11 protein-coding genes and 1 pseudogene are annotated in these 15,003 nt (G+C 37.8%); 3 read left to right on the forward strand and 9 right to left on the reverse strand.

What is annotated here, in order from left to right:
- Both C1G57_RS10875 and C1G57_RS10880 read right to left on the reverse strand, forming a co-directional pair.
- The coding region (locus C1G57_RS10875) for a class I tRNA ligase family protein (protein ID WP_153045633.1) at positions 1 to 435 on the reverse strand (435 nt) is incomplete at its 3' end.
- A gap of 460 nt (positions 436 to 895) precedes the next feature.
- On the reverse strand, positions 896 to 1,933 hold the full coding sequence (locus C1G57_RS10880; RefSeq protein WP_105114905.1) for a hypothetical protein: 1,038 nt from the start codon (positions 1,931 to 1,933) through the stop codon (positions 896 to 898).
- A gap of 167 nt (positions 1,934 to 2,100) precedes the next feature.
- On the opposite strand from C1G57_RS10880, the gene C1G57_RS10885 reads away from it, so the two are divergent.
- Both C1G57_RS10885 and C1G57_RS10890 read left to right on the forward strand, forming a co-directional pair.
- Positions 2,101 to 2,694, forward strand: a complete 594-nt coding sequence (locus tag C1G57_RS10885) for a DUF1361 domain-containing protein (RefSeq protein ID WP_105114906.1) — start codon at positions 2,101 to 2,103, stop codon at positions 2,692 to 2,694.
- A 150-nt stretch (positions 2,695 to 2,844) separates the two neighbouring features.
- The gene (locus C1G57_RS10890) at positions 2,845 to 3,438 is read left to right on the forward strand and encodes a DUF1361 domain-containing protein (RefSeq protein ID WP_105114907.1); all 594 of its coding nucleotides are present in this window, start codon (positions 2,845 to 2,847) and stop codon (positions 3,436 to 3,438) included.
- Between the two features lie 38 nt (positions 3,439 to 3,476).
- On the opposite strand, the gene C1G57_RS10895 is transcribed toward C1G57_RS10890, so the two are convergent.
- From C1G57_RS10895 to C1G57_RS10910, 4 genes are all read right to left on the reverse strand, one after another.
- Positions 3,477 to 4,226 carry a hypothetical protein gene (locus C1G57_RS10895; protein WP_105114908.1) on the reverse strand — a complete coding sequence of 250 codons (750 nt, stop codon included), beginning with the start codon at positions 4,224 to 4,226 and terminating at the stop codon, positions 3,477 to 3,479.
- A gap of 337 nt (positions 4,227 to 4,563) precedes the next feature.
- Positions 4,564 to 4,947, reverse strand: coding sequence for a GIY-YIG nuclease family protein (locus C1G57_RS10900; protein ID WP_238595325.1), 384 nt, complete (start codon positions 4,945 to 4,947; stop codon positions 4,564 to 4,566).
- Between the two features lie 190 nt (positions 4,948 to 5,137).
- Positions 5,138 to 10,339, reverse strand: a complete 5,202-nt coding sequence (locus C1G57_RS10905) for a DUF4011 domain-containing protein (RefSeq protein ID WP_105114909.1) — start codon at positions 10,337 to 10,339, stop codon at positions 5,138 to 5,140.
- A gap of 350 nt (positions 10,340 to 10,689) precedes the next feature.
- Positions 10,690 to 11,301 carry a DUF3885 domain-containing protein gene (locus C1G57_RS10910; protein WP_105114910.1) on the reverse strand — a complete coding sequence of 204 codons (612 nt, stop codon included), beginning with the start codon at positions 11,299 to 11,301 and terminating at the stop codon, positions 10,690 to 10,692.
- A 113-nt stretch (positions 11,302 to 11,414) separates the two neighbouring features.
- Here C1G57_RS10910 and C1G57_RS10915 point away from each other — a divergent pair, with 113 nt between their 5' ends.
- The gene (locus tag C1G57_RS10915; protein ID WP_105114911.1) at positions 11,415 to 12,290 is read left to right on the forward strand and encodes a CPBP family intramembrane glutamic endopeptidase; all 876 of its coding nucleotides are present in this window, start codon (positions 11,415 to 11,417) and stop codon (positions 12,288 to 12,290) included.
- A gap of 17 nt (positions 12,291 to 12,307) precedes the next feature.
- Here C1G57_RS10915 and C1G57_RS10920 read toward each other — a convergent pair whose 3' ends face one another.
- From C1G57_RS10920 to C1G57_RS10930, 3 genes and pseudogenes are all read right to left on the reverse strand, one after another.
- Complete coding sequence (locus tag C1G57_RS10920; protein WP_161941164.1) at positions 12,308 to 13,147, reverse strand: DUF975 family protein; 840 nt, start codon at positions 13,145 to 13,147, stop codon at positions 12,308 to 12,310.
- A gap of 56 nt (positions 13,148 to 13,203) precedes the next feature.
- The gene (locus tag C1G57_RS10925) at positions 13,204 to 14,133 is read right to left on the reverse strand and encodes a DUF975 family protein (protein ID WP_238595323.1); all 930 of its coding nucleotides are present in this window, start codon (positions 14,131 to 14,133) and stop codon (positions 13,204 to 13,206) included.
- 227 nt (positions 14,134 to 14,360) lie between these two features.
- Positions 14,361 to 15,003, reverse strand: a pseudogene (locus C1G57_RS10930) (transposase); the annotation flags it as partial.

Raw genomic sequence — 15,003 nt, forward strand, 5'->3', positions numbered from 1 at the left:
TCGGAAGACCTCTTCTAATTGACTCTCGGTGAAAAATTCCTCGTCCGATACGGAGTACCAACCAGAATACTCTCCCAAGTAAATGTCGTCCTGCGCCAGCAATTTTTCAAAAACATCTGCCACCACTTTTTCATGGTAATCGTCTGTTGTGCGAATAAACTTATCATATGAAATATCAAGAAGTTTCCAAAGTTCTTTCACGCCAACCGCCATGCCGTCAACGTAGGCTTGCGGTGTCAAACCAGCCTCTTTTGCCTTCTCCTCAATCTTCTGCCCGTGCTCATCAAGCCCTGTCAGATAGAAAACCTCGTGGCCCATAAGACGCTTGTAGCGAGCCAAGACATCACAGGCAATGGTCGTGTAGGCCGAACCAATGTGGAGTTTTCCAGACGGATAATAAATCGGTGTGGTGATATAAAACGGTGTTTTTGTCATGTTTTTTTCCTTTCCGCGCTAATGGAACGCGTTTTTGATACCAACCAATTATACCACAATTTGATGTCAGAAAAAAGACCAAGCAACTGGTCTTTAAAAGTTTTAGTTCCTATGTATCAATCTACTTTTTACTCCAATTTCTTGAGTGGATAGTGTTCTGATATATTTGTTAAGGTAAATTTATATCTAGGACATTTACCTTAGAATTTATTCCTTTCATGTATAAATCATGTCCAATTCGATTAAGACTGTGAGAGAATTACAAAGTATCGGAGTAAATTAAAATATACAGTGTAAAATTTTACGACTGCTCCTCCATATCATACTAACTACCTAATCTTAAGAAAATGCTGCTTAAATGATTTCAATTGCTATAACTTTCTGTTTTTTCAAAGAAACACGAAAACAGCAACGTTTAATCTAGCATCAGAGGACCTTCATGGAGAATACACTCTTTTCTTTAATAGCCTATCTCAACCAACTCAATAGCCTGTAACCTATCCACTTGGTAGCTAACCTTACAAATAAGATAAAACTCTGGAAATTCTATCGCCTGAGTATCATATAGAAATAAATCAGCCTCAAAATCGCTGGCCGTGACGTTTAAAATTGATATTTCCGTCTCCTCAAAGGGAATGGTATGGAAGGCAGTCAGTTCTTGGTCATTAAGGAAATTTTGAATCTCTTGGTGAAACTCTTTCCAACTTTTCTGAGAGGTGTCAAATCTCTTAAAAGCATCGGCATATTTCCCTTTTTGAAAATCTACGTAAATCGTCCTGAGACGCTTTTTTAACTCCTTATCGAGTTCTGGAGATAGACGTTGCAAATCATCAGAAGTCTCTTTTTTCTTTTTTGGGAATAAGGTAGCAAATAGTTTTATAAGTACTATCAGGATGACTCCCTCAATCATGCTCAATAATAATGGAATCAGCCCCATCAGTAATAGTTTTACTGATGTAGTCCAGCTATCAAAGTATCCCAAGGCTAGTAGCCCAACAACAGCGATGATAAATGGCCAATTTTTTTCATGCTTGACTTTCTTGGTGTAAATCGTTGACTGTTTCTTAGCTAGTTCTCTATAATAGGCATTTTCAAAATTTGTTGTTGCCCAAGTTTTGAAAAACAAATTGTAATATACAAATCCAAAAAGTGGGGAAATCGTAAAGAACATAGCAATATTTACAAGCCACTCAGGCCATCCCTCTCCCTTTGTAATGAAAAAAAGAACCAAGGAAATAAGACCGATGAATAGAGAAAGAGCAATCGAGGGGCTTTGTATGGCCTCCCAAAAGGCCCAAAACCTCAATTTTCTGGTATATTTACTTTGTACTTCGCTACTAATACGCGCGCCCATAGCCAGATAGTAATCCTCAAAGGATGGATAGGAGGTCTTGCTCCCGTGCGTAACGCCATGAACATTTCCCTCCCGATCAAAATAAGACAGGGAGCCAGAAATATCTGCTAAGTGCTCATCGATAATTGTTGTGATAAAAGACATGATAAACTCTTTTCTAATAAGATGTCGAATAGCAACTACAATTCCAGTTTTCTTGCTAATGTTCCCATTTTATCATATTTTTGTGCAAAAACAAAGCGACTTCCCGTCCACAATCCTTCTAAGATATGTTATACTAGAAGAAGTTATGAAAAAGAATGGGGTTGTCTATGTTTTCACCTAAAAATCTCTTAATCCATCTATTTTTTGTTATCATCATCGTCGGAATGCTCTTAAATGACGTTCAAAACACCGGCCTGATGTGGAATATGCTCTGGGCCTTGTTGGCCTTGGACTTTGCTATTTTGGTCCGACAAAATAATCACACCGCCAGCAAGCTCTTGATCACACCATTTTGGCTCTTCTTCTATCCTAATACCTTCTACATTTTGACCGAACTGGTCAATCTCCAATTTACCAGCACAGCCCTCTGGGAAAGCAACAGCTTGCTCCTCTTTATGCTCTATGTCCCAGCTATTCTCTTTGGAATTATGGCTGGCGTGGAAAGTTTAGAAGCTATTTTCAAAAGCTACAATGTCAAATTCTATGGCTTGCGTTTGCTGATTATTGGTAGTCTATCCCTCTTTGCTAGCTATGCTATTTATATCGGTCGCTATGCCAATATTCGCTCTTGGGATATTTTCACGCGCCCCCTTGCTGTTCTTAATAATATGGTCGCAGCAATGTCCTGGGACACCTTCCCTTTTATCTTTGGCTTCACCCTCATACAAATCATGGTCTTGGTCTTTGCCGTTGATGAATAAATGAGTTGAAAGAAACAGGTCAGCTGTTTCTTTTTTGTTTTCTAATACTTAATCCAAGCTTAAACAAGTCCTAACAATTTGATGACAAGTCCCCTTTTTCTACCTGAATGTGATATACTAGCTTTTATATTCTACAGAAAGAGGTTTATTATGTTTACAAAGAAAAATGTTTTTATCCATATTTTTTTCCTTATCATCGCTGCCGGTCTAAAGCGTTACGGTGTCACAGCACCTGACTTGACTTGGAATATGTTTTTGGCTTTGGTAGCACTTGATTTTGCTATCCTCACCAACCACAATAAGTCCAAGGTCATAAAAATCATTGCTGGCCTCCTCTGGCTCTTTTTCTACCCCAACACCTTTTACATGGTGACGGACATCGTCCACATGCACTTTGCCAACACAGTCCTCTGGCAACGGGAAAGCATGATTCTTTTCATGCTCTATGTCCCAAGTATTTTCTATGGGGTCATGACTGGCGTGGAAAGCCTGCGGCTGATTTTCTCTGCCTTCTCTATCAAGTCCTACTGGTTCAGGCTGTTTCTGATTGGTGGTCTTTCCTTTCTATCCAGCTTTGCCATTCACATCGGACGCTATGCACGGCTCAATTCATGGGACATCTTTACCAGACCAAGCCTAGTCGTCAGCGAAATGATTGAAGTCGTATCCTGGGCTGCCTTGCCCTTCATCCTGGGCTTTACCTTTATACAAATCATGGTCCTGGTCTTTTCCATAGACGAATAACAAAACCGGCAACAGCCTTGTACTGTTACCGGTTTTTCTTATCCAAAATGGAGTTGTTGGAATATATCTTCTAAGTCTGCAATGATCTCCTGATGAAAATCCAAATAATAGGTTTTCTGGTCAGAATCTGGCAGTTTTTCAATATCTGCTAAAATGTCCTGATAGCGTCGTAGAAGGTTCTTACCAGCCACTTTATCTATCTCATCCATTTCACCGATACCTGCTGCTATGTCATCTAAGCTGTCATATTTTGTCAGCATAGCCTCAGTCCACTCCCGCTTGTCCTTGTTGAGAGTGATAATCTTTTCTGTCAACCAGTTTTCAAACCTTTCCTCTTCTGTCAAAGATTGGCTATTAGCGGCGGTCTTAGTCACTCGGTCGGATTTACTAGAACGAAGGTAATTCCGATAAAACCAGAAGGCAAAAAGAATGACTAGAATGATATTGACTGGAAAAACAAAGCTAAGGGTGAACAGTACAGTCAGCCACAAGATCAACTCGACATTTCTTGCCGCTTTCTCTGCATGTCTGTTCTTCTCCTCCCACTCGTCCAATATAGCCTGGGCTTGAGCAGTATAGGTTTCAACCAATTTTGCCAGTCGTACCTTTTTCTCTGGGTCGTCTTCCAGTTCCATTGCCAAATAGGCTTGGTTAACCCTAGCCTTGGCTGCTTCATAGGTCTGAACTGTCCCCAAATAGGTCGCATTGCTATTCATCTGATTCAGCAAGCGGTCCGTCTGCCCTTTGATAAAAGACCGATCTCTTGATGTTAATTTACGGTAAGGCATAGCAACCCCTTCCTGTATATCTGAAATATACTACCATTTTACGATAGGTTACATTCTTTTGCAATGCTTCAATATCATTATTTCCTTCTGCCAAACAATAGGCATAAAATGACCCAACCACCTGCCAATGCGACAATGATTACAGGTGAGGACCAGAGTAAGATAAACAACCAAATAAAGAGTTTCATAAAGAGTTCTTCCATTTGTCTTTCCTCCTACTTCCTACGTCTGAGACCAATCGCTATGGCGATACAGCCCACCAGATAACAAATCGCAAATGTAAAAAATAGAAATGCTCCCATCATAAATATTCTCCTTTAATTTAGCTGATAAGATATCATAAATTTAGTTGTTTAAAAAGCTCATTTATTTTTTGTTCAATCTGTTCTAATTCTACCACAAACCATTCAATAACGGAAACTATTTTACCAGTTGGAGAAATAGTCTCCAGTTGGACGCGCTTGTCGCTAAAAGCGTCGTGTAAATATTTTTCTACCTTATTAGCAGAAACATTCTGGATCTCATAACTGGCTACTAAATGAATAGGAGCATACAGGTAAGTCGCTTCATTTTGGCAATTTGAAAGCCGTTTTTTGATGTCTGTCGCTACTCCAATCTTGTAGAGATTCTCCAATTCTAAAAATCGATTATCTGTTCCAGCATATTTGACAACATAAATGTAGCCTGTTGTGTGATATTGGGCGGTTTCTTCTCCTAGCATAGAAATAGTATCTAAGGGTTCAGTTACCAATCTGCCCGAACGCTTTTTATCGTACAATGAAGAAATCAAACTCAAGAGCCAAACATTTATAATTACATTCTACTATATCGTCTTTAATCTTTAATTCCTTCGACATAGGAATAAAAAATTATTGTAAAACTGGAACAAATATGTTTTTCATAAATCTATATCACTCATCTGACTGATAATCTTTATAGTACAAATCATACCACTCAATTATAGAACGAGCAGTTTGAAATGAAATATTTTCAATTTCAGCACGACCATCTTTCAATGCAATCAAACTCATTTCTCTTGCTTTACCCTTAGTATCTCGAGCAATTCTATAACCTGTAACTTTTTGTTTTTTTAACAGATTAACAATTTTTTCAACTTTTGAAAACATAATTTTTGAGGTATGCTCATCAAGATTTGGATTACGATTCTCAAGAGCGACAGTTCTTTGATTTTCGTGAAAATCTATTTCTACCTCTACTTCTCTATCTCTTATTAATCGTAATATATCCCCTTCTACCACTATCAAGCCTTCAGCAATTAATTTGTTCAATGCTCTACGATATACCTTTTCATACCCCTCACTAAGGCGTTTTTTACCAAAAACAATGATATTGATCACTCTGAACCACTCTTTTACCGGTTTATCAATATGTAATCTGGCTAATTTCATAAGTAAATCTGCGATGACTGTAATTTTTGAAGGAGTCTTAAAATGATAGACATCTATTTCTTGATAATTAGGTAATTTGTAATATTTAGCAATTTTTTCAAAATAAGATTCTTCAGATGAAATGGTAGAGCTAAGCGTAGCAAGTTGATGTAAGTCAGAGAGTGTAGGATAGTAGTCATACACTTCAACTGCACTTAAATAGCCATCTCTTATGGCAATACGCCCTGTATTTTCCAAATGAAGTAAGGCTTTTTTGTAAATATTCTCATTAAAAGTAGTTAATCTTTTTCTACCAAAATGTTGCTCATTCACATATCGAAGCCAATCACCAACAAGTTGTCCTCTAAATCTTTTTGCATGCTGTAGTAGAACTGAGCAAATGCCTTCTAAATCATGTTCATGAGAAGAAAAAAACTCTAAATCTTGAACAACATGATTTTCTTTAAGAATTTCCAAATCTAGGTTATTTCTTTCACTATTATCCTCAATATGAGAGTTATTATCTTTCTCATCTTCCTCATTAGCATGTAAATCATTTAAGACAACTGCATATTTTGACAATTCAAGCTGATTCGATTCTACAGATTCATATTCTAAAATAGTCTGTACACGTTCTTCATCATATGTAACTATATCTGATAACTTATTAGACTTTTCAGATTCCGAAATCGCTTCCTGAATTGCATCACGAATTGAATTTTTTTCATTGTTATTATCATAAAGCCAATTTGACGACCAAATTCTATAAAATTTCCAGCCTTTTCCCTCTAAGATTTCTTGTCGGAGCCTATCCCTATCCCGAGCAGTTTTTGATGAATGATAGGCCCTACCATCACATTCAATTGCCAATAGATACCTGCCAGAAGAATTAGGATGGACAATAGCCAAATCAATTTTATAACCTGAATCTCCTACCTGAGTATGAACAGTATAACCTTCTCTAACTAAAAAGTCATATACATTTTCTTCAAAATCTGAATCAAAATGAAGTTCACGGTCAACTATATTTGTGTCATAACCAACCAGCACTTCTCTACCAAGTTCAGCGTAGTCCAAAAAATCTCTTAGTATATGTCGATTCTCATTAGAGGTATCATCAACTCGAATATCACTTCCTTTTATTGAGGAAACAATATGCATCTTTTCCCTTGCCCGCGACGCTGCTACATTCAGACGTCTCTCACCTCCTGATTTGGTTAAGGGACCAAAATTCATAATTAGTTTACCATCCGGTCTACGTCCATAACCAACACTGATTATTATGATATCTCGTTCATCACCCTGAACATTCTCTAAATTTTTGATAAAGAATGGCTCAGATTTATTTTCATCAAAGTAACTATGGTATTTGGGGTTCTGTTCTAAAAATTTCTCCAAACGTTCCTCTATTTGAGTCGATTGACTTTTACCAAATGCTACGACACCTAAGCTCTTGTTTGGAAAATGATCTGCATACCAAATAATACTTTCTAAAACCTTATCTGCTTCAGGCTTATTACCATTTCTGGATTCCCATACTCCATCTGGAACATGAGTAAATTGAATACTATCTTCTTTATCAATATTTTCAGAAGGAAACGTTAAGAGACGATTGTTATAGAACTTTATGTTTGAAAAAGTAATAAGTGACTCATCCTTACTGCGATAATGCCAATCCAAATGCGTTTCTGGCAATACAACTGCTAACTCATCTAAAACAGATTCAAGCTCTACTAAATCCTCTTGTGAATCATCTAATTGCTCTTCGTCTACATTAGTAGCACTAAAGAATGAAGTTGGAGGCATTTGTTTTGAATCTCCTGCCACAATCAACTGCTTTCCTCTTGCAATAGAACCAATCGCATATTCTGGTTTTACCTGAGAAGCTTCGTCAAAAATAACCAAATCAAATTCCCACTCTGTATTAGTTCCAAAATAAGTTGAAACTGTTAAGGGAGACATCATGATACATGGCTTAAATTTGGGCAAAAGTGTAGGTAGTTTCTCAATAAGTTTTCTGGTTGGTAAAAAACGAGCTTTCTTATTAAATTCTTTCTTGAGTATTCTTACTTCATCAATGTACTCAATACTATCTAAATTTGGTAAATTATATACCAGCTGATTATACACACGTTTCCTTGCCAACTCCATCGATTGTCTATCTAATTCTTTAAAGCGGTTGACAGTATTGATATGACTATGTTTTGAAAAAGTACTATATTCCAAGGGTCTATTTTTGTCTAGTAATACACTGTATAGTCTTTTCTGGAAAATTGAGAGAATCTCTGCCTTACTGATTGCATTGTTATCTAAAAAATTAACAAAGGATTCTAGCTCAAATCTATTGACTAAAATATCTCTGAACTTTTTATTATCAATAAATTTTTGATAATCATCCAAATTTAACTGATGGATAAATTCAAGCAGTGTATCACTTTCATAATGAATACCAGGGAACATCTCCACAAGTTTATTAGAAAGATTTTCTAATTGACTATCACTCCTTTTCCAATACTCAAACATTGTTTTCACATCCATCAGTTGAATATTTTTTTCTTTAAATACCTTGAGTAAGAATGCATCAGACAGTTGTGGATACTGCTTCTTCAAACATTGAAAATCTTCAATCCAATCAAAAGATATCTGTAAATCATCATAGTCAATCATTTCAGTTTCAGACAAATTCAACTTCTGAACAATTTCTTCTTTTTTTGAAGAATAATTTTTTTCAGTTACTCGATGCTCCTGATCTAATTCTTTTAAATTAACTTCCGCCACTCTCAAATCTTTTAACTGTTCTAAAGCACTGACTAGTGTTGAATAATCTAACTGTAAATCCTTAGTATGTTCTTTGTATTTTGTGAGAAGGTTCCTGTACTCTGGATACATAATCCTATAAAATACATTGTACTTGAACTTCATCTTTTTCAATACACTTTCAACATCTTGGATTTCCAGAAATGAATTTTCAAATTTCTGAGATAAAATTTCTTTTTGTTCGGATACATACTGCTTGGAGAGCTCCAAATCTGCATGTTGAAAGTGAATTGTGGATTCTAGTTCCTGCAATATTTGCAATTCCGAGTTCATTTGATTGACATCTAATATTATCCAATCCCAGTTAACAGAACCTTGCCCTGCTTGCAATTCCATCAAATGATGAAACAGTTCTGGACTGTATTCCTTCAAATTGCCATCATGCAGAGAATCTACTAACTTTTCTTGACATAACATTTTTTCTTCATATATGTGAGGTATATCTTTTAACAACTGAACCAATTTATCCTTCTTCTCCAACCCCAACTCCCCTTGAAGCAATCGCCAAGGGCTATCACAAAATTCATTGGAATCAGCCGTAAAAGATTCTGCAAATCCCTGCACTCTATCAAGCAATTCTTCTATCTGGGTTCTTTCCAAATGCAATATTGCTTCAGGGATTTCAAAAAAGTAACTCTGCTTATCCATGACTTTGGAAAGCTTACCATGTAACTCAAATCTAGTAAATCCATTTGGTAGTACATTGTTTAATGAGTTTGCATAATCATTCAAAACTGAAGTTTCTGCTTCCAATTTTTCATATAAATGCATATCGACAAACAGTTCATCCTTATGATTTGTAGCTACTTCTTGAATTTGATTTTTTATCAATTCTTTGCTTTGCTTGATATCATGTAGTGATAGTATAAAATCAGACAAGCCTGCTTTTTTTAATTTATCATAAACAACTTGTAATGCAGCTTGCTTCTCTGATACAAATAAGATTTTCTTCCCTAATCCCAGTGCTTCAGCGATAATATTAGTAATCGTTTGACTTTTTCCAGTGCCTGGGGGACCTTGCAAAACAAAACTATCTCCCCTCCTTGCCTTAATAATGGCCTCTTGCTGACTTGAGTCTGCATCCAATATCTGCAAATTATCTATTGTTGGAACTTGAGAGACCTCAACGGCTGTTTCGAATCCTTTTATAGTTTCTAAATTTTTTTCTGATGTCGAGCCTGTAAGCAAAGCTATAAGTGGATTTTGAAAAAATTGTTCTCTGTTATTTTCAAGATCTTTGTAAATTGCAAAATTTTGAAAATTAAAGTTATCCAGCATAATTCGGTATTCAACTGCCCAGTCTGGATCATCAAAATGTACTTCCAATTTCTCTAAAATTTCTTGAATCGAAATATCTTTTATGTTGTCCTGGCTAAATTCAATTTCTGCAAACTCATTTAAATTAATCCCAAAGTCATCCCATAGTTTTTTTATAATAACTGGATTTAATTTAATTGCTTCATCATTCCTTAGTAGTATTTCGAAAGCAATTTCGTTATCTCCCTTTTCAATTTCAACTGGAACCATTAACAAAGGAGAAGAAAAAGCATCAGCAGACTCAATTTCTTTCCATCTTAAAAAACCAAAAATTAAATAACTTGAATGAAATCCAAACTCATTATAGTGCGAACGGGCATTCTGGCGGATTAATTTTAACGACTTGAGTCGACTTTTATGTTCATTTAATGCAACTTCTTTTTCTTCCTCTGCTATCTCAAGCGATGCTGATTTAGGAAAATGTGAAATAGCATACTTCATGTCAAGAATTTCCCTAAACATCCTATCAAATTCGTCATCAAACTGAAGAGCCCCTACCTTTTTCTTTTTATAATGTAAAAGACTGTTTCTTTTCGTTAAATCCAGTAGTTTTTCAGACCAATAACTAAATTTCCTTTTCAACTGTTCCATTACTAAATACCTTCCTTTTCCTTTACCATCAACCCCTATTTTGGAATATCATAAAAAGACAAGAATTCATAGATAAAAGAAGCTTGGTCAAAGCCGTCTTCCAATAACTGCTGAATCTTGTCTTCGATTGTAATAATATCAAACTTTGCCATAAGATCTCCTAGCTTTTCCTAACACATTTGTATTAGTACAAAAGGAGCGTTTGATGAAAAAATAACCCTCGTTATTATACTAAACACACCATTCAGTTTCCTAATCTGATTTTGTGATAGGACTGTTGTTGTTAGGGTTTGACTGAAAGTCAAACCCATGGTATACGTAGTATATCATGGGCATTTTTATATTAGTTTTTAAAAATCCATCCTCCTCACCATCTCCTCCATATCATAATCAAAAAGCAGGTCATGGCAGTCCGTAAAAAGCTGACGACGCTTGTCATCATCCACCACCGCGATATCCACTCCCCTATCGTCATAGCAATGGTACAGAACCTTGTCCCGACTAGATAGGAAGATAAGAGAAGCAGAAAGGTAGTTAAAGCCACCATGGTCAGCCTTGATAATCTCCCACAAGAGAGCTTTCAAATCTTGGTCAGCGACTGGGAGAAGATAGCGTTCATAGACCAGCACTTCTCCCGTCCAGTCCTCCACTTCTATCAGTTCCGGCTCAGGACACTTGTCAAAGTTAAATTTCGATGTAAAATGCCAAAGGTAAGTGTCGATGTCCCTATCTTCCTGACGAAGCAGTGAAAGAACCACATAGTCGTATGCTGAACTAGCCCGCTCCAAAAGCTCTACCGCACGCGCATAAGCCCTATCCAGATACACTTTTCTAGGTAGCTGTTCAGCCTCAACTGCAGGACCAATCTCAAATCGGATCGCCAGAGGGGTCGCATAAAAAAATGGACCTACCAATTGGTGTTCTCCAAATTGAAAATCTGATAGCCAATCCTGTAAATGCATGATGTATCTCCTTCTATACTTTTGTATCATTATATCACGCTTATCAAAATTCTGTCTAGTTTTCCATAGGAAAATATGATAGACTAGTACTAAACACAAACTAGGAGAAAAATATGAAAACAGCATTCATTTCAGAAAAAGCCAAATCACGCTTTAACCTCAATTTTATCCTATCGCCTATCGTGGGCATTATCTTGATGATTCTAGCGGAAATTATCGGCTATATAGTCATAATGACCTTATTTTTCAACTACATCTACGATCCATTTATATCACTAAGTTTGGAATTATTTTCCTTTGCCTTTATCAGCCTCGCTGTTATCCTCTGGGCTAGATTTCTTGAAAAGAGCTCCTGGTCTGGACTGGGCATGATAAAAAAAGGAGCCCTAAAAGACTTCCTACACGGTTGGGGATTGGGTGCAGCCATGTTAACAGCCTGCGTTTTGCTCATGTGGGCCTTTGGTGTCGTGCAGTTTACTAGCTTCCATGTTTCGCCCGCCTTTCTGGGGGAATTTCTCATTCTGGTCTTGGCCTGGTCCGTTCAGGGAACGACCGAAGAACTACTCACACGGGGCTGGATGTTTTCATCCCTAGCTGCCAAGCACAATATCCCTGTCGGTATCCTTATTTCTTCCCTCTTCTTCACCTTTCTCCACTTGGGAAATAATGCTATCTCCCTCATTCCTATCCTAGACCTGACCCTCTTTGCCATTCTGGCCTGTCTGGTCATGTTGAAAACAGGCAATCTCTGGGTGATTGGTGGTATCCATGCCGCATGGAATTGTTTCCAAGGAAATGTCTTCGCCTTTCCAGTGAGCGGTAACCAGGCTGGTCAAGCCTTTATTGCAGTAGAAACCTCTGGCCCAGACTGGTTGTCAGGCGGTGCTTTCGGTGTGGAAGGATCCGTTATCAGCCTCATCGTCCAAGGTCTTGTCATCGCTTGGTTGGTTTACGACCTCTACTTTAAAAATAAAAATACAGCTCAATAATGAAGAAAGACTGTCGGCTATTCACTAGCTGACAGTCTTTCTTTTAAATCCTGATAAAAAATAGCTCTGCTGATTTGATAGTAAGGTCTGACATAGAATGATAGAACATTGAGGGTCAGGCATTCACTGATAAACCAGACAAAAAATGCCAAGTCCAAACAGAAAGCTTTCCAATAAGCTCCCTTCATCAATAGCTGACTTTCTTGAAAAACAGCCCTAGACTGATGGTAGCGGTCCTCTGTTAGTTGGTCATATAAAACAAATACGGTCTGGGAGAAGCGATAATGGATAAAGAAATAGATTAGACTTCCAAGGACCAGAAGAATGAACCCTGTCTGTAAGAGTTGACTTGGATGATAAAGTGCCAGCTCTGCCATTGCCCCAGGCGATAAAATCATCAAACTATGTAAAACCAAGCCGGCGATGAGATGGCCAATGCCTAGGACCAGCGGTAGCCCCGCTAGAAAATCAATCAAGTAATGGAAAATCAGGGTGATTAAGACTGGTTTTGTCCACTCCTTTCTAGAAAGGGACAGGCTACCCTTTAAACTGAGCTTATCTACTTGCCCTTTGAGAAAGTCCATTAGCTGAAAGCTTGCTAGACCAAAGAGAATGTGTATGATAGCATTCAATATCGAGCTAGTGACCAGGGCCAGAGAGAGATGGGCTACCAAACGTTCTACAACCAGACTGCTATCCTGCCTAAGCAGAAGAAAGCCTCTTAGAGCAGCAAGTAAGCCCCCGACAAGATGACAAATAGACAATACCACTACAGGCGAAAAGGCGGCCGTCATGCCCTGGGTTTCCTCACGGATCAGGGTAGCTTCTGCCATCTTCTCCTTCATCCACATAATCATCCCTCCTTTCAACTCTCTACATATCAACTCAACCATTCGCTCTACTAAAGTAAAAGCTAAGCCACCGACGATGATATAAACCGATTACTTTCTGAGAAAAGACTTTTAAAGACAAGAGGATTTTTTGCCTTCAAGGCCTCATAAAACAAGACCCTACAGGTCCAATAATATGGATAAACATGGAAAGCAAGCAATCCCAAAGTCATGAAAATACCGATAAACCAGCCCAGGAAAGATAGGTCTAGCAGAAACAAACGCCATCTATTTCCTTTCATCAATTGCCAACTCTGTCTGAATAAGACCAAAGGTGAGGAGTAGGTTCCAATTTCCAGATGGTCATAGAGTAGAAATTCGACCAGACTAAAACTATAGCCAATAAAACTGGTCACTAAGCCACCTATGATGAGCAAGGCTAGCCCTAATTGCATACTACTAGAATGAAACAAAGCACCGATGTCTGGTAGTAGTCCAAAATAGATAGCTCCTAAAGCTCCCTCATCTAACAGCGCCCAAGTAATCAAGCTGGTTCCAATCAAAATCGGTAGACTGCACACAAAGAGCAAGGCTCTTCGAATGACAACCGTTAAAACCAGCGGGAAGATATTCTTCTCATCCAGTCGGTTAAAACAATCCATGAAAGTCAGACGGCAACCTTCTTTTCGAACAACTCGTATGAGCTGAAAACAAGCGGTGACAATCAGGCATTCTATAGCCAGATTAAATAGGAGGCTTGGACTTAGGTGGATTTGAAAGGTACGAACACTACCAAATTCCTCAACAGTTTTGTTAAAAATAGGAATACCAGCCCAGCCATAAGCAAGCTTCAAGTAAGATGTAACCAGAGTAGAGAGAAAAGAAATCAAAATGGGGGGCATAAACAAGAAAATCATCCCATCTGTTGTGCTTCTAATCTCTCTTGCTTTCGCACGAATATCACTATTTAACATAGACTGCCCCTTTCTTTCAGCCTTCTGGTCTAAGACCATCAAGGAAAAATCTCCTTGAGTTGATACCTACTATTGATAAACTAGCCTTTAATTATATATATTATACTATTTTGTACAAGAAATTTCTATAAATTCTATAAAAAAATTGCAAAAAGAGGCTGGGCAAAAACTAGCCGGTAAATAAAAAACACAGATAGATTCGAGCTGATTTTGATGAAATCCAGCCGAACTATCTGTGTTTTTCTTTCTGTTTCTACTCTCTTGGACTAATTTCTTAGCCAATTTCGTTAGATTCATGCTCATTAGGAGGAATCCTATCTCAGTTTCAACCACTTTTTGACCTCTGACATGGACTCTGCGCACGCCAAAAACACCCTTCATCCTACCAAATACAGGTTCGACATCCACCTTGCGTTTGGCATAAATGCGGGCTCCCTCTTTACTTGTCAATTCCTCTTTGACTAAGTTCTTGAAATAGTTCCACGTAGGATTATACTGAATTTGTTTGAGGTTTCCTTTTTCCGTCCGTGCTAATTGGTCTAACTCTTCACTAGCTTGTACAGGATCAGCTTCGTAAATCTTAATATCTTTCTCAAATCCATACTTGTCCGTTCTTCGTGAATAATTCTTAAACGAGTAGACAACCCCATCTGGCTTTATCCACTGGTCAGAATCTTCCAAGTAAGTCCAGTTTTCAGGATTGGCATCGCTCTTCCTATAGCTTTTCTTCTGCTCTTTCTGATATGTTCCGTAGGGAATCAGAGGCGTTTTCTCCAGATCATCAAGGATAAAGCTGTAATTTTCTTCACTACCATAACCTGCATCCGCGACAATGTGTTGAAAGAGTTCTAAGGTTTGGATGGATTGAAGAAAGGGCTTGAGCGTCCGAGTGTCAGTTGGATTCGGATA

The organism is Streptococcus suis, from assembly GCF_002960425.1.
In the GTDB taxonomy this organism is placed as follows: Bacteria; Bacillota; Bacilli; order Lactobacillales; family Streptococcaceae; genus Streptococcus; species Streptococcus suis_S.